This window comes from Mycobacterium colombiense (assembly GCF_003284935.1).
Classification (GTDB): Bacteria; Actinomycetota; Actinomycetes; order Mycobacteriales; family Mycobacteriaceae; genus Mycobacterium; species Mycobacterium arosiense_A.
The window spans coordinates 1-20,501 of the sequence record NZ_QMEV01000078.1; the positions used below are offsets into that span (position 1 = coordinate 1).

Consider the following 20,501-nt stretch of genomic DNA (forward strand, 5'->3'; position numbering starts at 1 on the left):
CGCGGCCAGCGCCGCCTCGTAACCGGAACGAACCTTGACCAGCTTGGCCATAGGGCCCAAAAGCCCTGTGCCACTGTGGTTTTGGGTGAGCCACGCCGCGCCGTCCTTGCGTTCGAGCCCGATCGCGAGCGCGTCGATGCGGGCCCGCAACGAGGCCACCTGGCGTTCGGCGTCCCGCTCGGCGGACTGCAGTTCGGCCACCCGCTCGTCGGCCAGCCGCAACGCGGCGACGGTGCGCTCGTGGTGTTCGTCGAGACCCACCTCGCCCTGGTCGAGTTCACCGACCCGGCCCTGGACGGTCTCGAATTCCACCTTGGCCTGCTGCGCCCGGGCGGCGGCCTGTTCGATGCGCTCGGACAGGCGCGCAACGCTGTCGTCGATCGATTCGACGCGTGCCCGCATGGTCTCCACCTGGCCGGTCAGCCGCGCCAGGCCTTCGCGCCGGTCCGCCTCCGCGCGCACGGCCGCCATGTGGGCCCGATCGGCCTCGGCGGCTTCGCGCTCACGCTCGGCCAACTTCGCGCGGGCGCCGTCCAGCCGGGTGCGCGCCCCGGCCAGCTCGGCGAGCAGTTGTTGCTCGGCGACCGCGACCTGCTCGGCCTCGGCCTCCAGCGCGTCGGGGTCGGTGTCCCCGGTCGCGACCGGCTCCACATCGAGGTGCTGCGCCCGCTCGCTGGCGATGCGCACGGTCGCCGCCACCCGCTCGGCCAGCGCGGACAGCGCAAACCAGGTGTGCTGAACCGACTCGGCGCGGCTGGACAGTTCGCCGACCGCCGCCTCGTGCGTCGTCAGCTCCTCGGAGGCCACCGCCAGCCGCAAGGAGGCCTGGTCGTGGTCGCGCCGCATGGCGGCCTCGGCCTCGAAGATGGCCTCCCGCTCGCCCTGCCGGTTGACCAGGTCGTCGGCGGCCAGCCGCAGCCGGGCGTCACGCAGGTCGGCCTGGATGGTCTGGGCGCGACGGGCCACCTCGGCCTGGCGGCCCAGCGGTTTGAGCTGGCGGCGCAGTTCGGTGGTCAGGTCGGTGAGCCGGGCCAGGTTCGCCGACATCGCGTCGAGTTTGCGGAGGGCTTTTTCCTTGCGCTTGCGGTGCTTGAGCACGCCGGCGGCTTCCTCGATGAACGCGCGGCGGTCCTCGGGCCTGGACTGCAGGATCTCGTCGAGCTTGCCCTGCCCAACGATGACGTGCATCTCCCGGCCGATCCCGGAGTCGCTCAGCAGCTCCTGAACATCCATCAAACGGCAACCGCTGCCGTTGATTTCGTATTCACTGGCGCCGTCGCGGAACATCCGCCGCGTGATGGACACCTCGGAGTATTCGATAGGCAGCGCGTTGTCGGAGTTGTCGATGGTGACGGTGACCTCGGCGCGGCCCAGCGGGGCCCGCGACGACGTCCCGGCGAAGATGACGTCTTCCATCTTCCCGCCGCGCAACGTCTTTGCTCCCTGCTCCCCCATGACCCAGGCCAGCGCGTCGACCACGTTGGATTTGCCCGAGCCGTTGGGCCCGACGACGGCGGTGATGCCCGGTTCGAACCGCAGAGTCGTCGGCGAGGCGAAGGACTTGAAGCCCTTCAGCGTCAGACTCTTGAGGTACACGGCGAGCCAGACTACCGCTCAAATCGGCCCGGACGGCTGCACCGCGGGGTGTCGGCCCGCCCGAAATATGGCGGCGTTTCGAGCGTTCGGCGCACGGGTCACAGTGGTCACATCAGCCACGGGAGCACGGTGTATGCGCCGCCCGAAACGTGCCAGCGCCGGCGCTAGCACGTTCCACGCGGACGATGGGGACCCCCGACGGGACCGATGTGACGCCTGTGGCCAGCGGGCCCGCCTTCAGCGCCCAGCCGCCGACGCCCGCCGTCAGCGCTCGACGAAACCCTCGAACCGCTCCTGCGGCTGCGACCAGTCGGCGACGACCTTGTCGACCCGGCCCGGCCGCGACGGCCACGCGTCGCCGCCTTCCAGCAGGTGCAACAGCTTCTCGCCGGCCGGCCGCGGCCCCTGGGCGACCACAAGAACGCGGCCGTCGGCCTGGTTGGCCGCATAACCGGTGAGGCCCAGCTCCAGCGCCCGGCACCGGGTCCACCAACGGAAACCGACACCTTGAACCTGGCCGTGCACCCAGGCGGTGAGCCTGGTGTCAGGCTCCGACATCGTTGACCTCGAAGTTCACGGTCGTTCCGGACTTGAGCGTGCGCCCGACCGTGCAGACCTGATCGATCGCGCGGTTGACCACAACCAGCAGGCGCTGCTTCTCCTCGTCGGCCAGCGACGACAGGTCCAATTCCAGGGTCTCCTCGAGCAGCGGATAGCGTTCCTGCTCGCGGTCGGCATCGCCGGAGACCTTCACGACCGCCTTGTAGTCGTCACCCAGCCGGCGGGCCAGCGGCAGGTCGCTGGACATCCCGCTGCACGCCGCGAGCGCGATCTTGAGCAGCTCACCGGGGGTGAACACGCCGTCGACGTCCTCGGAACCGATCAGCACCTGCGCCCCTCGTGAGCTGTACCCGGTGTAGCGGCGAGTTCCGGTGCGTTCCACCCATAGTTCGGCCATGGCTTATTTCTACCGGGCGCCCGACCTGTGCCGCGCGGCATACTGTTCTGCATGTCCACCGTGGTCGCATTCCACGCCCACCCGGACGACGAGGTCGTGCTCACGGGCGGCACCCTGGCGCGGGCGGCGGCGGCCGGGCACCGGGTGGTCGTGGTGACCGCCACCGACGGACGCGTCCACAACGAGGACGAGAACGACCGGCTGGACGAATTACGTTTGAGCGCAAGCATTCTCGGGGCGCATCGGGTGGAGTGCCTGGGCTACGCCGACAGCGGCTACGGACCGCTGTTCTACCCGGATCCACCCGGGCGCACCCGATTCGGCCGCGCGGACCTCGACGAGGCGGCCGGGCGGCTGGCCGGCATCCTGCGTGACGAACACGCCGACCTGCTGCTCAGCTATCAGCCCAACGGCGGCTACTTCCACCGCGACCACGTCCAGGTGCACCACGTCGGCAAGCGGGCCGCCGAACTCGCCGCCACCCCGCGGGTGCTCGAGGTGACGATGCCGCGCGAAATGCTGCTTCGCGTCAGCGATCTCACGCACTTGCTGCGGCTTCCCGAGCCGTACGAACGCGACATCGTGCGCGGCGCGTACGCCCCGCGAGCGACGATCACCCATCGGGTCAACGTCTTCGGGTTCGCGCGCCAGAAACGAGACGCGTTCGCCGCGCACCGCTCCCAGATCGGCGCTTCCGGTCTGGTCGCGCGCGTGTTCGGTCTGCTGCTGCGGTTGCCGCCTCAGGTCTTCGGTGCGTTGTTCAGCCACGAGTGGTTCGTGGACCCGGCGCTGCCCACCGGGACGCTGCGCCGCGACATCTTCGATTGATGCGCCGGCACCTGAAACCTCAACCACGCGGCCGCGGTTGACATTTCGGGCAGTAGAACGAGGAACGATTCATGAACTTCTCCCGGCGCATCACCGCCCCGCAGCGGCGGCAGGCCTGACCCTCGCGGCCGTAGGCGTCCAACGAGCGGTCGAAGTAACCGGATTCTCCGTTGACGTTGACATACAGCGAGTCAAACGACGTCCCCCCTTTGGCCAGCGCGTCGCGCATCACGTCGCCGGCCGCGTCCAGCACGGCGGTCAACTGCTTGCGGCTCAGCGTGTCGGACAGGCGCGCGCCGTGCAGCTTGGCCCGCCACAGCGCCTCGTCGGCGTAGATGTTGCCGATACCGGACACAACCTGCTGATCGAGGAGCTGCCGCTTGATCTCGGAATGCTTGCGCCGCAACACTTTTACCACCGCATCCGCGTCGAAGCAGGGGTCCAACGGGTCACGCGCCAGGTGCGCGACCGGTTCGGGCACCACGCTGCCGTCCACCTCGACCAGGTCGGCGAGCATCCACCCACCGAAGGTGCGCTGGTCGGCGAAGCTCAGCACGGTCCCGTCGTCGAGCAGCGCGGAGATCCGGACGTGGTCGGCGCGCGGCACCGCACCCAGCAGCATCTGCCCGCTCATGCCGAGGTGGACCACCACCGCCGTATCCGTTTGTTGCCCAGCGGGTTCCGTGTCGAGCAACAGCCACAGGTATTTGCCGCGCCGATCGGTTCCGGTGATTCGCGCGTTCAGCAGCCGGGCGGTGAGGTCCGCGGGCCCCGCTTCATGACGACGCACCGCGCGCGGGTGATGCACCCGGACGGCGGTCATCGTCTTGCCGACGATGTGGGCGTGCAAGCCGCGGCGCACCACCTCGACCTCGGGCAGTTCGGGCATCTAGGCGGACACCATCTAGGTGGAGGTCGTCCCCGCGGTGTCCAGCACGTCGAGGGTCTTCCAGGTCTGGGCCGCGGCCTTCTGCTCGGCTTCCTTCTTGGAGCGGCCCACGCCCGTGCCGTATTCGGTCTCGGCCACCACGACGACCGCGGTGAACTCCTTGTCGTGGTCGGGGCCGGTGGAGGTGACGACGTAGGACGGCGCGCCCATGCCGCGCGCCGCGGTCAGTTCCTGCAGGCTGGTCTTCCAGTCCAGCCCGGCTCCCAGCGTCGGCGCGGCGTCCAGCAGCGGCCCGAACAGCCGCAAGATCACGTCGCGCGCGACGTCGATGCCGTGGTCGAGGTAGATCGCGCCCAGCAGCGATTCCATCCCGTCGGCCAGGATGCTCGACTTGTCGGCGCCGCCGGTGTTCGCCTCCCCCCGCCCCAGCAGCAGATGGACGCCGAGGCCCCCGTCGCACAGCTTGCGCGCGACGTCCGCCAGCGCCTGGGTGTTGACCACGCTGGCCCGCAGCTTGGCCAGGTCACCCTCGCTGCGGTCGGGGTGGCGGTGGTATAGCTCGTCGGTGATGGTCAGCCCCAACACGGCGTCGCCCAGGAATTCCAGGCGCTCGTTGGTGGGCAACCCGCCGTGCTCGTAGGCGTAGCTGCGATGCGTCAGCGCCAGGGACAGCAGCTCGTCGGACAGCTCAACCCCGAGGGCGTCGAGCAGGACTTGCCGGGAGCTCACCGCTCACCCCGCGACTCGTCGGACTCCGCGCCGAGCATGCCCGCCAGCTTGGCCCACCGCGGATCGATGCGATCGTGCTGGTGGTTCGGCTCGGCGGCAAGTGAGACACCGCATTCGGGGCACAACCCCGGGCAGTCCGGGCCGCACACGGGCGAGAACGGCAGCTCCAGCCCCACGGCGTCGCGGATGGACTGCTCGAGGTCGATGGTGTCGTCGACGATGTGGCCCACCTCGTCTTCCTCGGTGGTCGCCTCGGTGGTGCTGTCGGGGTAGGCGAACAGTTCGGTCAGCCGCACCTGCACCTGGCTCTCCAGGTTGGTCAGGCAGCGCGAGCATTCACCGGCGGTGGGGGCGGTCACCGTCCCGGTCACCAGGACGCCTTCGGACACCGATTGGATCTGTAGGTCCAGGTCCAGGGGCGCGCCGGCCTCGATCGCGATCATGTCCAGCCCGATCCGCGAGGGGCTGGGCACGGTTTGTCGCAGGGTGACCATGGCCCCGGGGCGGCGCCCGAGCCGGGTGATGTCGAACGCCATCGGCCCGGCACGCCGTGACGCTGCGCCGCGGGCCGATGATGTGCTGTGCTGCCGCGTCATACCGGAAATCCTACGGCGCTGACCGCACAATTCCAGGGCGCGCCCGCCCGGCCGCGGGGCTAGCGCACCGCGTAGTCGTGGGTTCCGGCGGCCGTGCGCAGTTGGTGACGACCGCGCCCCACCGACCGCAGGGTGCCGTTGAGGAATTCCTCGAACTCGGCGAGCTTGTTGTCGACGTAGATGTCGCACTCGCCGCGTAGCCGGTCGGCCTCGGCGTGCGCCGAGTCGATGAGCCGGGTGGCCTCGGCGTTGGCCGCCTCCACCACGCTGTTCTGCGACACCAGGCGCTGCTGCTCCTTGATGCCCTCTTGCACGGCCTTCTCGTAGGAGATGTTGCCGTTCTCCAGCAGCCGGTCGGCTTCGGCCTGGGCGCGACCGACGCTGGCCTCGTACTCGCGCTTGGCTGCCGTGGCGATGCGCATCGACTCCTCGCGGGCCTCGCCGACCATCCGCTCGCTGTGCTGGCGCGCCTCGCTGACCATCCGGTCGGCCTGCGCCTTGGCGTCGGACAGCAGCCGGTCGGCCTCCGCGCGGGCGTGGTTGAGCATGGACTCGGACTCGGTGGTCGCCGAGGACACCATGGACTCGGAGTGCGTCTTGGCGTCCTGCAACATCGAGTCGCGGGCGTCCAGCACATCCTGGGCGTCATCCAGCTCGCCCGGGATCGCATCCTTGATGTCGTCGATCAGCTCCAGCACGTCGCCGCGGGGCACCACGCAGCCGGCCGTCATCGGGACGCCGCGGGCTTCTTCCACGATGGCGCTGAGTTCGTCCAGCGCCTCAAAGACTCGATACACGGCCATACCCTCCTGGCGTCTGCAAAGATCCGGTTGTTACCAGTGTGCCTGGTGATGTCTCTGTGACAGCGGTGGCGACCCCGGTGTGTCGGGTATTTGCCTGTTCGGGGCGCCTCAAACGCCCCGGCGTGCCGCTTAGGCCCAGGTCGCGGGAATCCAGTGTCATCCGAGAGCGCCCGTTCACGCTGTTGACGCGGCCGCGAGGGCCGCGCGAGTGGTTCGTCCATATTCGTCGCCGGGCTCCCGCCGAGGCTTGACGGGCGCGGGCCCGGGGTTTGCGTCGACACGCCGGGTCCCGGCTATGTGCCAGCGATTCTAGGTCCCGGGCGACCGGAGCACTATCGGGACGGTCATCCACGCGTCGGGCACGACGCGTCGAGCGCCTTCAGTTCGGTGACGATCTTGCTGACGATGCCGGCATACGTGCTTCGGCGCTGCTCCTGAGGGGGCGCCTGCGAGCCGGCCGGATCGGCCCGCGCGGCTGAGACCACGGCGACCGCCTGATCGGACAGGTCACCGATGCTGCGCACGTGCGCCGCGACGTCGGGAGCCGAAACGCTCGCCTTGTAACTTCGCAGCCGCTGACTCCACCCCTGGTAGTCGGCAAGGGCCGGCCCGCCGCTGTCGGCCGTGATAAACGCGGGATCGAGCATGTCGCGTTGCGCGACAACCAACCGCTCTACGTCTGCAGCGGTGCGGCAATCGGGCGACGGGCGGTGCGCCAGGTACACCGCCGCCAACGCCCCGGTAGCCAGTAGCACCACGCCGGTGACCGACGCCGCTATCGGACGCCATCGCTGCCCAGCGGGTAGCTCGTATGGCACTGCGGCCAGGGCATCTGCACCGCCCGGGATGTTTTCTAATACGTTCTGCAGCAATGTAACTCGGTTCTCGACGCGACGGGCAACGAACCAGCCGCGGATCCCGACGATCCCGATCAAGGCCGTGAACGCGCCCTGCGGCACGGTTTGACGAGTGTCGTTAGTCGCGGCGCCGCCCACCGTCAGCAGGAGCCAGCTGGCGAACAGTACGCCGTAGATGACGGCAATGCGGTTCGGCGTGGAGCGGCCGTGCCCGAGCCGGATTGCGCCGATGCGCAGCGCCGCCCCTACGGCGGCCGCGCTGGTGGGCACCTCCCCGCGCATGCTCGCCCGAATCGCCCGCGATCGCTCTTCGCGGTCCAGTCCGCGCGTGACTGCCAGGTACTCACGGGAGGCCCGCAGGGTCGACACCACGAGCAGGCCGGCGAAAAGCGCGCTGAAACCTCCGAGCAGGGCAACCCGCCATGGCCAGCTCAGCCCCGACAGCAGGTGCGGCGCGGCGAACGGGGTGATCACAGCGAAGCAGACGGCCACGATGCAGAACTGCACCAGCCAGCGCTGCCACCACGGCACGCCGAGTAGTCGTATCCACATGGCTGGAGTCTTGCAAAAGCCCAGCTGTTCCGCCCCTCACTTATACCCCCATGGGGTATAGTCCACGATTGGACGCGGGCGCCCTATGGTTTAGCGCAGGAGGACACAGTGACGGTGCTATCGGCAGTCGGACACGCCTTGACGCTCGCGGGCTCGATGACGTGGGAAATCTTGTGGGCACTGATCCTGGGCTTCGCCCTCTCGGCGGTGGTGCAGGCCGTCGTGCGGCATTCGACGATCGTGTCGCTGATGGGTGACGACCGCCCGCGCACCCTGGCGATCTCCGCCGGGCTGGGCGCGGCGTCATCGTCGTGCTCGTACGCCGCGGTGGCGCTGGCGCGGTCGCTGTTTCGCAAGGGCGCCGACTTCACCGCCGCCATGGCGTTCGAGATCGGTTCCACCAACCTGGTGGTGGAGCTGGGCATCATCCTGGCGCTGCTGATGGGCTGGCAGTTCACCGCCGCCGAGTTCGTCGGCGGCCCGCTGATGATCGTCGTGCTGGCCGTCCTGTTCCGGTCGTTCGTGCGTAAGCGGCTCGTCGACGCGGCCCGCGAGCAAGCCGAGCGGGGAATCGCCGGGTCCATGGAAGGCCATGCCGCCATGGACATGTCCATCCGGGCCGAGGGCTCGTTCTGGCGACGGCTGTTTTCCCCGGCGGGCCTCACCTCGGTTTCGCACGTGTTCGTGATGGAGTGGCTGGCGATCCTGCGCGACCTCGTCCTGGGCTTGCTGATCGCCGGCGCCGTCGCAGCCTGGGTGCCCGAAAAGTTCTGGCAGGTCTTCTTTTTGGCCGAGCATCCGGGCCTCTCGGCGCTGTGGGGTCCGATCGTCGGTCCCATTGTGGCGATCGTGTCCTTCGTGTGCTCCATCGGCAATGTCCCGCTGGCCGCGGTGCTGTGGAACGGAGGCATCAGCTTCGGCGGCGTCATCGCCTTCATCTACGCCGACCTGTTGATCCTTCCGATCCTGAATATCTACCGCAAGTACTACGGCACCAAGATGATGCTGACGCTACTGGGCACCTTCTACGCCGCGATGGTGGCCGCCGGATATCTGGTCGAATTACTCTTTGGCACAACACATCTCATCCCCACCCAGCGCAACGCGACGGTGATCGAGGCGTCGATCTCCTGGAACTACACGACGTGGCTCAACATCGCCTTCCTGGCGCTCGCGGCCGTCCTGATCGCCCGGTTCGTCACGTCCGGAGGGCTGCCGATGGTTCGCATGATGGGCGGCTCCCCCGAGGCCGGCCAGTCGGAGCATCGGCACTGACCCGGCTCAGGGTTGCGGCAGCCGCACGTCGAGCACCACACAACGCCCTTGCTCGGCCTCGGCGAGCGCCCATTCGACGGCCTTGCTCATCTCCGCCGGAGTGTGCACCGTGCGTCCGCTGCCGCCACACGCCGTGGCCAGCGCGGCGTAGTCGGTGTCGGGGGTGAGCCGGGTTTCGTCGAAGTCGTTCTCCCGCACCGATACTCCCTGCGGATACAAATCCATCACCGGCAACTTGGAGGCCAGATACGACTGGTTGTTCAACACCACCGTCACGAAGGGCGCGCCATGGCGGTGCGCCGACCACAACGCGGCGGTGGGCACGCCGAAGTTGAAGGAACCGTCACCACAGATGGCGACGACGGGCGCCTCCGGCCGGGCGAGTTTGATCCCGAACGCGCCGCCCAGCGCCCAGCCCAATGCCGGTGCGCCCGTATCGAAGAACTGCCCGGGTGGCCGCCGCACCTGTCGGGCCACGGCCGACCGGTTGGTCACGGCCTCCTGGACCACCACCGCGTCGTCGGGCAGCGCGCCGCCCAGCGCGGCCAGCATCGCATCGGGCGCGTCCGCCGGGTGATCGGACGCTGCCCGGCGGGCCGCTTCGCGGTGGCGTTGCTCCGTGTCGGCCTCGGCCTCCTGCCGACGCGCGGCCCACTTCTCCCGCAGCTCGTCGGTGGCCAGCCGCAGCAGCGTCTGCTCGAGCAGCAGCAGCGCCACGCGGGTGTCGGCGGTCAAGGCGACCTCGACCGGAAAAGTCCACAGCGGCATGCTCGGTTTGACCGGATCGCCGTCGATCTGCACCACGCGAGCATCCGCGGGCGGGGCCAGCTGCGCGGGCACCCATGGCACTTCGCAGTCCAACAGCAGCACGGTGTCGGCGTTCTCCAGCGGCGCCGCGTCGCCGACCACGTGCAACGGGTGTCCCAGCGGCAGGTTGGCGCGGTCGCCCTGATCGATCACCGGCGCACCCAGCAACTCGGCGATGCGGCCCAGCACCGTCGCGGTCCCGGGGTCGGCGGCGGTTCGCGACGTGACGATGACAACCCGCTTGCCCGCCACCAGGATTCCCGCCAAGCGACCGAGCGCGCCCGGATCCGGGCCGGGCGGTACGGCCGGCGGCAGCCGGCGCGGCAGCGCGCCGACGCCGTGCTCCATCAACGCTTCTCGCGGCAGCATGACGTAGGCGGGACCGGACGGGCAGGACTGGGTGACCTGGAAGGCCCGGCGGACGATGGGGGCCAGCTCGCGGCCGCGCGGAACCTCCATGTGCCACTTGACGTAGTTGCGCACCACGGCAGGCTGGTCGAGTTGTTCCTGCTGCCAATGGATGTAGGTGTCGCGGTGACCGCGCACCCCCGGCGCCGAACTGTAGGGGGTGCGTCCGGCGAACATCACCACCGGGGTCCCGTTGCGCTGCGCGTTGTGCAGCTGGCAGCCCAGGTTCAGCGTCCCGGCGTCGACGTGCACCATGACCGCCTGCGGTCGGCCGCTGGCCATGTGATGGCCGATGGCTGCCGCCAGCGCAATGCTCTCGTGCAGACACAACACCGCCTGCGGGCTCGGGGTGCCGGCGGCGCGCGCCGCCGCCAGCGCCTCCTGAATCGGCGCGGAATCGGTTCCGGGGTTGATGAAGAAGTGCGCGACTCCCTCGTCGGCGAGCAGCGCGACCAGATCGGCCGCGGCCTCGGGTACGTCGAACAGATTGTCTACCGTCATGGCTGCCGTTCTCCTATCGACGTCGGCGACCTTGCGTACCCCCTCCTCAGGATCAGATCTTCAAGATACGTTCTGCGCGGGCTTCTGCGATCTTTTCCGGTGGACTCCGGTTTGCGTGGCGCGCTCGAATCCGTCGGCCGCCCCTGGCGAGGGGTTCACGGGTAATCGCCGGAGAACTCGGACACCACCGGGTACCCACGGCGCGGCGGTTTACTCCAGGCCGCCACCGGCCTAGTCAACGCGCTTGGCGCGCAATGCTTTCGGTGGCGATCGGCCGGGTCAGGGCCGAGCCGAAAGCCGTTCGCGCAGACGGCGATTGACCGGTTCGGGCAACAGCTCGGAGACGTCACCGCCGAGCATTGCGACCTCTTTGGCCAGCGATGAGGACACGAACGAATAGCGCGGGGCGGTCGCGACGAAGAAGGTGTCCACACCGGCGACGTGTTTGTTCATCTGCGCCATCTGCAGCTCGTATTCGAAGTCGGTGCCGGTGCGCAACCCCTTCACGATGGCGGTCATGCCCCGCGCCCGGACGAAGTCGACGACCAGACCCTGTCCGGCCTCCACCCGCAGGTTGGGGAGATGCGTCGTCGACTCGTTGATCATCGCGATCCGCTCGTCGAGGTCGAACATGCCCTTTTTGGCGGGGTTGGTCAGGATCGCCACCACCACCTCGTCGAACTGAGCCGACGCGCGCTCGAAGACGTCGATGTGGCCCAACGTCACCGGGTCGAACGACCCGGGGCATACCGCGCCCGTCATGCGCGCGATCCGATGCAAAACGAAGCGATGCGAAGGAGCGGCGCCATGACGCGCGCCGCGACGATGCAGAACGAAGCGATGCTAAGGAGCGGCGCCATGACGAATGACGGTACACGCCTACCTCACTGACGCTCGGCCAGCTCCAGACGGGTGTCGCCGTAAACCCGGTGCGGCCACACGGCCCAACCGGCCGGCCACTGCAGCGGCGCGCCGCCGGCCGCACGCTCCACCACCGCAACGCCGCCCGGGCGCACCCAGCCGCGGGCGGGCAGCGCCGAAAGCACGGCCTCGACCTCGGTGGCGTCGACGTCATACGGCGGGTCGGCCAGCACCAGATCGAACGCCACGTCGGTCCCGGCGGCCAGCACGGTCGCCACCGTCCCGCGGCGCAGGGTGGCGCCGGGCAGGCCGACGGTTTCGATGTTGCGGGCGATGACGGACGCGCTGCGCGGATCGGACTCCACGAACAGCGCGGCGGCGGCGCCGCGGGACAGCGCCTCCAATCCCAGTGCGCCCGAACCGGCGTAGAGGTCCAGTACGGCGACACCGGTCAGGTCCAGGCGGGCCGTCAGGATGTTGAACAACGATTCGCGCACCCGGTCGGTGGTGGGCCTGGTGCCGCGCGGCGGGACCGCGAGGCGACGGCCCCCGGCCGCGCCGCCAATGATCCGGGTCACCTGCGAATCCCTAGAGCAGCGTCGACCAGTAGTCCCAAAACCGCGCCATGATCAGCAGGAACACCGCGGTGAACCAGAGCGCGGCGATGGACCATCGCCACTGGAAGAGCACCCACCCCGGGCCGGATTGCCGCTGCTGCAGCGCCGGGCGGTAGGCGATCGAGGCGACCACCACCAGCAGCGAGGCGGTGACGACCCACACCACCATGCAGTACGGGCACAACGCGCCGATGCGATACAGGCTCTGGAAGATCAGCCAGTGCACGAACACCACCCCGACCACCAGCCCGGCCGTCAAACCCAGCCAATACCATTGGGGCAGAGCCACTTTCGTCACCGCCAACAGCCCGGTGACGACCACCACCGTGAAGGCCACCAGCCCCAGCAGCGGGTTGGGGAAACCCAGCAGCGATGCCTGCGGCGTGATCATCACCGAGCCGCAGGACAGGATCGGGTTGATGTTGCAGGACGGCACGTACGCCGGGTTTTCCAGGATGTCGATCTTTTCGATCGTCAGCGTCATCGACGCCACCAGCCCGATCAGCCCGGCGATCAGCACCCACCAGCCGCTGAGCGCCGGCACCCGCGCCCCCGCAGCCGGTTCCGGCGTCAGGTCGCCGGTGGCGTCGGCAGCGTCGGTCGACACCGCACCGGTCACATCGCGGCCGGGGCGACCGCGCCGTCGATGCCCGGAATGTTGCCGACGATCTCCTTGATCTTGTTGACCAGTGCGTCGGGTGTCGACGGGTCGTAGTCCTCACCGTTGATCTTGATGGTCGGCGTGGCGTTGATGTGCGCGGCCGCCGCTTCGCCGGTGACCTTGGACAGGTACTTGCCGCTGTTGATGCAGTCCGGCACCTTGCCCACCACGCCGGCCTCGCGGGCGAGTTCGATCAGCCGCGCGTTGTCCGGGAAACTCTTGCCGGTTTCGCTGGGCTGAATGTCGGTGCTGTACAGCGCGGAGTGGAAGCGCCGGAAGGCGTCCTGGGACTCGTCGGCGACGCACAGCGCCGCGGCGCCCGCGCGCGACGAGTAGTTCTGGTTTCGGGAGCTGTCGAGGATCGACACCATGGAGTAGTCGGCCGCGATGGCGCCCAAGTCGATGAGCCTGGACACCGTCGGGCCGAAGGTGCGCTCGAAGTTGCCGCAGGCCGGACACAGGAAGTCCTCGTAGAACGTCACCACGGCCTTGGGGTTGCTGCTGCCGGGCTGGGTGATCAGCTTGCTCGACGTGACCCGGACCGTATCGCCCGCGCCGGTGGGGCCGGTCTTCTTGTGGTGCGAGGTCACGATGTAGAAGACGAGGGCGACGGCGAAGATCACCACGAATGCGGTACCGCCGATTTGGACGAGCCGGCTCGACTTACCGCCGGAGGCCGACTTCATGTCGAATCGCGGGGGACGTTTGGGTTTGTCGGCCACGGGTTCCCTGATCTTTCGGTACGAGTTGTCGGTCTGCCCGGGTGCGGACAAAGCGATCGGACAAGGCGCCTCTAGATTACCGGCGCCGACCACTCACGGAATCAGACCCGGCTCAGGTGCGCGCGCAGGGCCGAAATCAGCTCGCTGGTCGCGACCATGCTGTCCCCGCCCAGCTGGAACAGGTTGGCGAAGCCATGGGTCAGCGAACCCAGGTAGCGCAGGTCCACGGCGACGCCGGCGGCCCGCAGCGCCTCGGCGTAGCTCTCGCCTTCGTCGCGCAGCGGGTCGAAACCCGCGACCGCGATCAGCGCCGGCGCCAGTCCGCTCAGCGATTCGGCCAGCGCCGGCGACACCCGCGGATCGGTGCGGTCGAGCTCCGAGCGCCGCAGATACTGCGATTCGAACCAGTCGATGTCCCGCTTGGTCAGCAGGAAGCCGCGCGAGAACAGCGTCAGCGACCGGTTCCGGGCGGTGAAGTCGGTCCGCGGATAGATCAGCCATTGCAGCACCGGCGCCGGCGCGCCCTCGTCGCGTGCGATCTGGCTGACGACGGCGGCGAGGTTACCGCCGGCGCTGTCCCCGCCGACCGCGACCCGCCCTGGCGTCGCACCCAGCTCGCCGGCGTGCTCATAGGCCCAGGAGAAGGCGGCGTAGGCGTCCTCGATCGCGGCCGGCGCCGGGTGTTCGGGGGCCAGCCGGTAGTCGATCGACAGCACGTGGATCCCGGCGTCACGGCAGGTCAGCCGGCACAGGCTGTCGTGGGTGTCCAGGTCGCCGATGGACCAGCCGCCGCCGTGGTAGAAGACCAGCAGCGGTGCCGCCTCGCCGCCGGCGGGCCGGTAGTGCCGGGCCGGGATCTGCCCGGCCGGACCGGGCAGCGAGAGCTCGGTGACGTCGACGTGGATCTGCGGACCGGGGAACCCCACGGTCGACTCGCGCATGTGAGCGCGGGAGACCTGCGGGTCGTCGTCGACGACCAGGCCGTCGATGCCGACGGCGCGCAGGCCCGACAGCATAAGCTGCAGCGTGGGGTCCAGCGTGTTGCCGTCGATGATCACCGAGCGACCGCGCACCAGCCCCCGCCTGAGGGCGGTCGGGATCCACGGGATGACCTTGGCCCCGACGCTGGTGACGGCGCTCTGGATCCGACTGGCCAGCGACCCCGAGGCGCGCTCGGCGCCGGACTCGAGCTCCGGTGCGCCTGACAGAGGCCTGGTCATGGGCAACCCCCTTAACACGTGCGTACGCTCGCCGGTTCGCGGCAATTCGGCCCCCGAGCCCACCGCCCGGAGCGTTGCCGGCTCCGGCGGCCACCAAACACGCGGCAAATGCCGCGCGACTCACGCTACTGCAGCGTTACCGTCGCACCGCGCGCGTGGTGCACAGTCCGCGATATCGACGCTTCAGATCCACCCGCGCCCGCGGCGCGGGAGGGCCCGCGCCCAGGTGTCGGTCGGGTGTGTTTACCGGCTCGGTAAGATCGTGGTCCCCAGGTCGGTGGCCTTCATCGGATTGCGAGCGATTTCGACGTGTTCGATTTCGAACTCAGCGCCTCGAATTCGATGCCGGAACTCGGCTCGGTCACACTCTCGAACCTTCAATTTCACAGGCAGGTGAATGAATTGGCTGGCGAGTCGGGCTCCGCCGTACCCTCAATTGCTCTCAACGACGAAAACACGATCCCGGCCCTGGGCCTGGGCGTCGCGGAATTGTCGGATGACGAGACCGAACGCGCGGTGTCGGCGGCCCTGGAAGCTGGCTGCCGGCTGATCGACACCGCCGCGGCCTACGGGAACGAGGCCGCCGTGGGACGCGCCATCGCCGCCTCCGGCATTCCCCGCGCCGAGCTGTTCGTCACCACCAAGCTGGCCACGGCGGACCAGGGCTTCAAGGGGGCGATGGAGGCCTGCAACGCCAGCCTCGAGCGGCTCGGCCTGGACTACGTCGACCTGTACCTGATCCACTGGCCGGCCCCGGCCCTGGGCAGCTACGTCAACTCCTTCGGCGGCATGATCCAGTCCCGCGCGGAAGGCCAGGCCCGCTCGATCGGCGTCTCCAACTTCACTGACGAGCACCTGACGACGGTCATCGACCTGACCTTCGTCACCCCGGCGGTCAACCAGATCGAGCTGCACCCGCTGCTCAACCAGGAAGCGCTGCGCAAGACCAACGCCGAGCACAACGTCCTCACCCAGTCCTACACGCCGCTGGCGCTGGGCAAGCTGAGCGACAATCCGACGGTGAATTCGGTCGCCGGCGAATACGGCAAGACCGCCTCGCAGGTGCTGCTGCGGTGGAACCTGCAGCTGGGCAATGCCGTGGTCTTCCGGTCGGCCAACGCCGAGCACATCGCCTCGAACCTGGACGTCTTCGACTTCGAGTTGGCCGGCGAGCACGTCGATGCGCTCAACGCGCTCAACGACGGCACCCGGCTGCGCCCGGATCCCGAGACCTACGAAGGCGCTTAAGCGGTCCCTATCCCGCCGGGCAGGTCGTCGCGGCCTGTCGCAGCACGCCGGTCGACGCCTGGTCCACCGGCAGCGAGTAAGCGCGTAGCACCGCGATGAACTGCATCGCGTACTGGCAGGCGAACGCCGCATTCGGCGGCATCCATTGCGCCGGTGGCGAATCGCCCTTGTCCTGATTGGCCTGTCCGTCGACGGCCAGTAGGTTGGCCGGATCGTTGGCGAAGCGCAGGCGCTCGGGAGCGGGCCAGCCGTACGCACCCATGTCCCAGGCGTAGGCCAGCGGCACGATGTGGTCGATCTGCACGGATTCGCCGACCTTGGGACCGCGCTGGAAGGCGATGGTCTTGTTGGTGTACGGGTCGTGCAGCGTGCCGGTGGCCACCGCGTCCGGACACCGCTTCACCGACACGTAGGTCTTGTCGACGAGATCGCGGTTGAGGATGTCGTCGCGGGTGTCGCATCCGTTGTGCCCCAGCGGCGCGTCGTTGTCGTCGTCCCAGGCGTCGCCGAACGCCGAGCGCAGGTAGTCGTAGCGGTGCTGGCGCAGCGGCACGACGGCGACGCCGGCGAGCACATCGGTGCCGGGCTGCACCGTCGGAACGTCGGCGCGCGCGGCGTATTCGGCGGCGTGCCGGGCGGTTGAGGACCCGACTGTCTGGTAGGCCACCAGCAACGCCAGCGCCGCCGTGGCGGCCAGCCACAGCAGTACTTTGCGGTTCAACTGCGCCGCTCCTCCCCATCGCGACGCTCTGCATCGTCGCCGGCGGTCAAGACTTGTCCAGGTATTCGATGCGGTCGGTGTCGGTGAATCGCGCCGCCAGCAGCCCCAATCCGGGATTGGACCGGTCCTCGGCGTAGGCCCGCACACAGAAGTCCCGGGCGGCCTCGATGAACTCCAGATGGTCCGCCAGGGACAGCAGCCGCAGCGTGATCGCCTTGCCAGACTGGTTGCGGCCCAACACATCTCCCTCCCGACGCTCCTTGAGGTCGAGATCGGCCAGGGCGAAGCCGTCCAGGGTCTCGGCCACCGCGCGCAGCCGCCGCCCGGCCTGCGAGTCCGGCGCCGACCAGCTGGCGAACAGGCACAGGCTGGGATGCTGGCCGCGCCCGATCCGGCCGCGCAGCTGATGCAACTGACTGATCCCGAACCGGTCGGCGTCCATCACCAGCATCACCGTGGCGTTGGGGACGTCGACGCCCACCTCGATGACGGTGGTGCACACCAGCACATCGACCTCGCCGGCCCGAAAGGCCGCCATGGCGGCGTCCTTCTCCTCGGCGGACAGCCGCCCATGCATCAGGCCCAACCGCAGGTTCGCCAGCTCGCCGGAGCGCAGCCGCGCGTAGAGACCCTCGGCGGTCTCCGGCGCCTTGGCGTTCTGCTCGTCACCGGGGTCGTCGCTCTCGTCGATGCGCGGCGCCACCACGTAGGCCTGGCGGCCGGCGGCGACCTCCTCGGTGATGCGCTGCCAGGCCCGGCCGAGCCACGCGGGCTTGTCCTTGACGAAGATCACGTTGCTGGTGATCGGCTGGCGGCCGCGCGGAAGTTCGCGCAGCGTCGAGGTTTCCAGGTCCCCGTACACGGTGAGCGCGACGGTGCGCGGTATGGGCGTGGCGGTCATCACCAGCAGGTGCGGTGTGACACCGGGACGGGCCTTGGCGCGCAACTGATCTCGCTGCTCGACACCGAAGCGGTGTTGCTCGTCGACCACCACCATGCCCAGGTTGTCGAATTCCACCGCGTCCTGCAGCAGGGCGTGGGTACCCACGACGATGCCGACCTCACCACCGGCGATCTCGGCGCGGATCTGCTTTTTCTGCGCCGCGGTCATCGACCCGCTCAGCAGCGCCAGCCGGGTGCCGTTATCGGCGCCACCCAACTGCCCCGCCATCGCCAATGGACCAAGCACGTCTCGTATCGACCGAAGATGTTGCGCGGCAAGCACTTCGGTCGGCGCCAGCAGCGCGCACTGATATCCCGCGTCGACCATCTGCAGCATCGCGAGCACCGACACGATCGTCTTGCCCGAACCCACCTCGCCCTGCAGCAGTCGATTCAACGGCCGGCTCGCCGCGAGCCCCTCGGACAGCACGCCGAGCACCTCGCGCTGTCCCGCGGTCAACTCGAACGGCAAGCGCCCCAACAGTTCTGCGGCCAAGCCGTCCGGACGCGGCGGCGCCGGCGGGCCCGACTCCGACAGCTCACCGTGGCGGCGGGCCACCAGCGCCCACTGCAGACCGACGGCTTCGTCGAAGGTCAGCCGCTCGCGCGCCCGCTGGCGCCGCTGCTCGCTCTCGGCGAGGTGGATGTCGCGCAATGCCTGGTCCTCGGAGACCAAGCCGAATTTCGCGCGCAGCTCCTCGGGGAGCGGATCCGGCACCGGGTCGAGCACGTCGAGCACTTGGCGCACACACGAAAAGATGTCCCAGCTCTGCAGTTTCGTGCTGGCCGGATAGATCGGGAAGAAGTGGCGTTCGTAGGCGTCCAGCAACTCTTCACCGCTGGTGGCGCCCGAGGCTTGCGCGATGTTCTTCAGGGATCGCGTTCCGCGATTGCGCCCGTCCGGCGAGTCGACGATGAGGAACGCCGGGTGCGTCAGCTGCATGACGTTGTTGAAGAATCCGACCTCGCCGGACAGCATCACCTTGGTGCCCTTGGTCAGGTCTTTCTTCAGGTAGTTCGCGTTGAAGAACGTCGCGGTCACCTTGCTTCGCCCCGCGCCGAGGGTGATGCGATGGCACATCTTTTTCGGGGTCTTCTTCATCGGGAACGTCTTGGTTTCGGCGATCGTGTCGATGATGGTGATGTGCTCGCCCGTTTCGGGTCGCTCGTCGTCGGAGCCCCACCGCGAGGCGCCCTCGGTATAGCTGCGCGGATAGTGGCGCAACAGGTCGTCGACGGTCCGGATGCCGAACACCTCGTCAAGGAGCCCCACGACCTTCCCGCCGACGGCGTAGTCCAGCCGGTCGCGCAACGACACCATCGCTACTCGACCCCGATCAGGAGCGCGTCACCGTGATGGCCGGTGCGGTAGGTGACCAGTTCGGTCCCCGGGTGGTGGTCGTGCATGTGTTCTTCCAGGATGTCGCCGACCGCGCCCGCGTCGCCGTCGGTGTCGATGCCGGCGCCCAGCAGCACCGTCACCAGGTCGCCGCCGGAGGCCAGCAACAGATCGAGCAGGCCGATCGCCGCGCCGACCGCGTCGGCCGCCACGATCAGCACCTCGTCGCCCGCGATGCCCAGGCCGTCGCCGGGGCGACAGCGCCCCGCCCAGGTCAGCGCGCTCTCGGTCGCGATGCGCACCGAGCCGTGCCGCGCGGCACCGGCGGCGCGGGCCATGGTGTAGCCGTCGTCCACCGCCTGCCGGTCGGTTTCGTGCACGGCCAGGGCCGCCAGCCCCTGCACCATCGACCCCGTCGGGATCGGCACGACGTCGATCCCCCAGCCGATGGCCGCGGTGCACCCGGCCACCAATTCCTCGGCCGCCACGTAGCCGTTGGGCAACACCATCACCTGCGCGGCACCGGTGTCCACGATGGCCCGCATCAGTTGGTGCGCGCTGATATTGGTGACGGAATCGTGCCCGGCCGGGCCGCGTTGCAGCACGCTGGCGCCCTCCCCGGCGAACAGCTCGGCCGCGCCGTCACCGTCGACCACCGCCAGCACCGCGCGCTCCCGCGTCCAGCCGCCGGCGGGCAGCCCCGGGGCGCCCGAGCTCAACGCCGAGATGACGATGCGGCTGAGCCGCCCGGCCGCCAGGCCCGCTTCGACGGCGGCGCCGGCGTCGTCGGTGTGAACGTGGACCGAGTAGGTGCGCTGCGACGACGGCGCCGACGCGATGCCCACCGAATCACCCAACTCCCCCAACCGATCTCGCAGCCTGTCCGCCGCCGCGGGCTCGCAGCCGTCCAGCCGGTACATCACCTCGAAGTGGGGCGCCGGGCGCTGCGCGGGCGCCTCCGGCTGCAGCGCCCGCGGGGACAGCTCGTACACCGTACGGGCCGGGGCCTGCCCGGTGATGGTGCAGCGCAGCGCGTCCAGCAGGACCAGCAGACCGCGCCCGCCGGCGTCCACGGCGCCGGCGTCGGCGAGCACGTCGAGCTGTTCGGGGGTCTTCTCCAGCGCGACCACCGCCGCGTCACCGGCCGCGATGACCGCCGCCACCAGCCCATCGCCGGCCTTGGCGCACTGCGCGACGGCGGCGGCGGCCGCCCGCAGCACCGAGACGATGGTCCCGGGGATCTCCTCCCCGCCCATCGAGCTGATGACCAGCTCCACGCCGCGCTGCAGCGCCGCACCGAGAATGGCGGCGTCGATGTGGGGCAGTTCGCCGCCCGCGTCGGCCGCCGCGGTCGCGGTGACGTCGGCGACG

The 20,501-nt window shown here is 69.3% G+C and carries 20 protein-coding genes; 3 read left to right on the plus strand and 17 right to left on the minus strand.

The features are described 5' to 3' along the window. The 3 genes from DQP57_RS23125 to DQP57_RS23135 all read right to left on the minus strand — a co-directional run. The coding region (locus DQP57_RS23125; protein WP_165821884.1) for an AAA family ATPase at positions 1-1,596 on the minus strand (1,596 nt) is incomplete at its 3' end. Positions 1,597-1,860: 264 nt separating this feature from the next. Continuing rightward, positions 1,861-2,154 carry an acylphosphatase gene (locus tag DQP57_RS23130; RefSeq protein WP_112634959.1) on the minus strand — a complete coding sequence of 98 codons (294 nt, stop codon included), beginning with the start codon at positions 2,152-2,154 and terminating at the stop codon, positions 1,861-1,863. Further along, a complete protein-coding gene (locus DQP57_RS23135) occupies positions 2,141-2,554 on the minus strand; it encodes an OsmC family protein (RefSeq protein ID WP_112634960.1) in 414 nt (137 codons plus the stop codon). Before DQP57_RS23135 ends, DQP57_RS23130 begins: the two co-directional genes overlap by 14 nt. A 51-nt stretch (positions 2,555-2,605) precedes the next feature. Here DQP57_RS23135 and DQP57_RS23140 point away from each other — a divergent pair, with 51 nt between their 5' ends. Continuing rightward, entirely contained in the window at positions 2,606-3,382 is a 777-nt protein-coding gene (locus DQP57_RS23140) for a PIG-L deacetylase family protein (protein ID WP_112634973.1), read from the plus strand. A gap of 19 nt (positions 3,383-3,401) precedes the next feature. On the opposite strand, the gene mutM is transcribed toward DQP57_RS23140, so the two are convergent. From mutM to DQP57_RS23165, 5 genes are all read right to left on the minus strand, one after another. Beyond that, positions 3,402-4,271 carry a DNA-formamidopyrimidine glycosylase gene (mutM, locus tag DQP57_RS23145; protein WP_112634961.1) on the minus strand — a complete coding sequence of 290 codons (870 nt, stop codon included), beginning with the start codon at positions 4,269-4,271 and terminating at the stop codon, positions 3,402-3,404. Between the two features lie 15 nt (positions 4,272-4,286). Then, complete coding sequence (gene rnc / locus DQP57_RS23150) at positions 4,287-5,000, minus strand: ribonuclease III (protein WP_112634962.1); 714 nt, start codon at positions 4,998-5,000, stop codon at positions 4,287-4,289. Next, on the minus strand, positions 4,997-5,596 hold the full coding sequence (locus tag DQP57_RS23155; protein WP_205869210.1) for a YceD family protein: 600 nt from the start codon (positions 5,594-5,596) through the stop codon (positions 4,997-4,999). The genes rnc and DQP57_RS23155 overlap by 4 nt, the downstream gene beginning before the upstream one ends. Before the next feature lie 59 nt (positions 5,597-5,655). Beyond that, entirely contained in the window at positions 5,656-6,393 is a 738-nt protein-coding gene (gene sepIVA, locus DQP57_RS23160) for a cell division protein SepIVA (protein ID WP_067835510.1), read from the minus strand. Between the two features lie 350 nt (positions 6,394-6,743). Next, positions 6,744-7,748 carry a hypothetical protein gene (locus DQP57_RS23165; protein ID WP_240631858.1) on the minus strand — a complete coding sequence of 335 codons (1,005 nt, stop codon included), beginning with the start codon at positions 7,746-7,748 and terminating at the stop codon, positions 6,744-6,746. 117 nt (positions 7,749-7,865) lie between these two features. On the opposite strand from DQP57_RS23165, the gene DQP57_RS23170 reads away from it, so the two are divergent. Beyond that, entirely contained in the window at positions 7,866-9,083 is a 1,218-nt protein-coding gene (locus DQP57_RS23170; RefSeq protein ID WP_205869212.1) for a permease, read from the plus strand. A gap of 6 nt (positions 9,084-9,089) precedes the next feature. Here DQP57_RS23170 and DQP57_RS23175 read toward each other — a convergent pair whose 3' ends face one another. From DQP57_RS23175 to DQP57_RS23205, 6 genes are all read right to left on the minus strand, one after another. Beyond that, positions 9,090-10,799, minus strand: a complete 1,710-nt coding sequence (locus DQP57_RS23175) for a thiamine pyrophosphate-requiring protein (protein WP_112634965.1) — start codon at positions 10,797-10,799, stop codon at positions 9,090-9,092. A gap of 279 nt (positions 10,800-11,078) precedes the next feature. Then, positions 11,079-11,561, minus strand: a complete 483-nt coding sequence (gene coaD, locus DQP57_RS23180; RefSeq protein WP_112634966.1) for a pantetheine-phosphate adenylyltransferase — start codon at positions 11,559-11,561, stop codon at positions 11,079-11,081. 122 nt (positions 11,562-11,683) lie between these two features. Then, a complete protein-coding gene (gene rsmD / locus DQP57_RS23190; RefSeq protein ID WP_112634967.1) occupies positions 11,684-12,238 on the minus strand; it encodes a 16S rRNA (guanine(966)-N(2))-methyltransferase RsmD in 555 nt (184 codons plus the stop codon). Positions 12,239-12,248: 10 nt separating this feature from the next. Beyond that, positions 12,249-12,896: a vitamin K epoxide reductase family protein gene (locus DQP57_RS23195; protein ID WP_112634968.1), complete on the minus strand. Its 648-nt coding sequence runs from the start codon at positions 12,894-12,896 to the stop codon at positions 12,249-12,251. Further along, positions 12,893-13,660 (minus strand): DsbA family protein, encoded by a 768-nt coding sequence (locus tag DQP57_RS23200; protein WP_112634975.1) that lies wholly within the window; start codon positions 13,658-13,660, stop codon positions 12,893-12,895. The genes DQP57_RS23195 and DQP57_RS23200 overlap by 4 nt, the downstream gene beginning before the upstream one ends. 101 nt (positions 13,661-13,761) lie before the next feature. After that, positions 13,762-14,880 carry an alpha/beta hydrolase gene (locus DQP57_RS23205; protein WP_112634969.1) on the minus strand — a complete coding sequence of 373 codons (1,119 nt, stop codon included), beginning with the start codon at positions 14,878-14,880 and terminating at the stop codon, positions 13,762-13,764. Positions 14,881-15,282: 402 nt separating this feature from the next. Between DQP57_RS23205 and DQP57_RS23210 the strand changes: the two genes are divergently transcribed. Then, positions 15,283-16,128, plus strand: coding sequence for an aldo/keto reductase (locus tag DQP57_RS23210; RefSeq protein ID WP_165821885.1), 846 nt, complete (start codon positions 15,283-15,285; stop codon positions 16,126-16,128). A 7-nt stretch (positions 16,129-16,135) separates the two neighbouring features. On the opposite strand, the gene DQP57_RS23215 is transcribed toward DQP57_RS23210, so the two are convergent. The 3 genes from DQP57_RS23215 to DQP57_RS23225 form a co-directional block, all read right to left on the minus strand. Further along, on the minus strand, positions 16,136-16,849 hold the full coding sequence (locus DQP57_RS23215) for an HNH endonuclease family protein (protein ID WP_112634970.1): 714 nt from the start codon (positions 16,847-16,849) through the stop codon (positions 16,136-16,138). Positions 16,850-16,895: 46 nt separating this feature from the next. Next, complete coding sequence (gene recG, locus DQP57_RS23220; protein ID WP_112634971.1) at positions 16,896-19,112, minus strand: ATP-dependent DNA helicase RecG; 2,217 nt, start codon at positions 19,110-19,112, stop codon at positions 16,896-16,898. A 2-nt stretch (positions 19,113-19,114) separates the two neighbouring features. Beyond that, a partial coding sequence (locus tag DQP57_RS23225) for a DAK2 domain-containing protein (RefSeq protein WP_112634972.1) occupies positions 19,115-20,501 on the minus strand: 1,387 nt, incomplete at its 5' end.

Coding starts and splice junctions, on each gene's coding strand:
- DQP57_RS23130 (WP_112634959.1), bottom strand. CDS start 2,154: ATGTCGGAGCCTGACACCAGGCTCACCGCCTGGGTGCACGGCCAGGTT.
- DQP57_RS23135 (WP_112634960.1), bottom strand. CDS start 2,554: ATGGCCGAACTATGGGTGGAACGCACCGGAACTCGCCGCTACACCGGG.
- DQP57_RS23140 (WP_112634973.1), top strand. CDS start 2,606: ATGTCCACCGTGGTCGCATTCCACGCCCACCCGGACGACGAGGTCGTG.
- mutM (WP_112634961.1), bottom strand. CDS start 4,271: ATGCCCGAACTGCCCGAGGTCGAGGTGGTGCGCCGCGGCTTGCACGCC.
- DQP57_RS23155 (WP_205869210.1), bottom strand. CDS start 5,596: ATGACGCGGCAGCACAGCACATCATCGGCCCGCGGCGCAGCGTCACGG.
- DQP57_RS23175 (WP_112634965.1), bottom strand. CDS start 10,799: ATGACGGTAGACAATCTGTTCGACGTACCCGAGGCCGCGGCCGATCTG.
- coaD (WP_112634966.1), bottom strand. CDS start 11,561: ATGACGGGCGCGGTATGCCCCGGGTCGTTCGACCCGGTGACGTTGGGC.
- DQP57_RS23205 (WP_112634969.1), bottom strand. CDS start 14,880: ATGACCAGGCCTCTGTCAGGCGCACCGGAGCTCGAGTCCGGCGCCGAG.
- recG (WP_112634971.1), bottom strand. CDS start 19,112: ATGGTGTCGTTGCGCGACCGGCTGGACTACGCCGTCGGCGGGAAGGTC.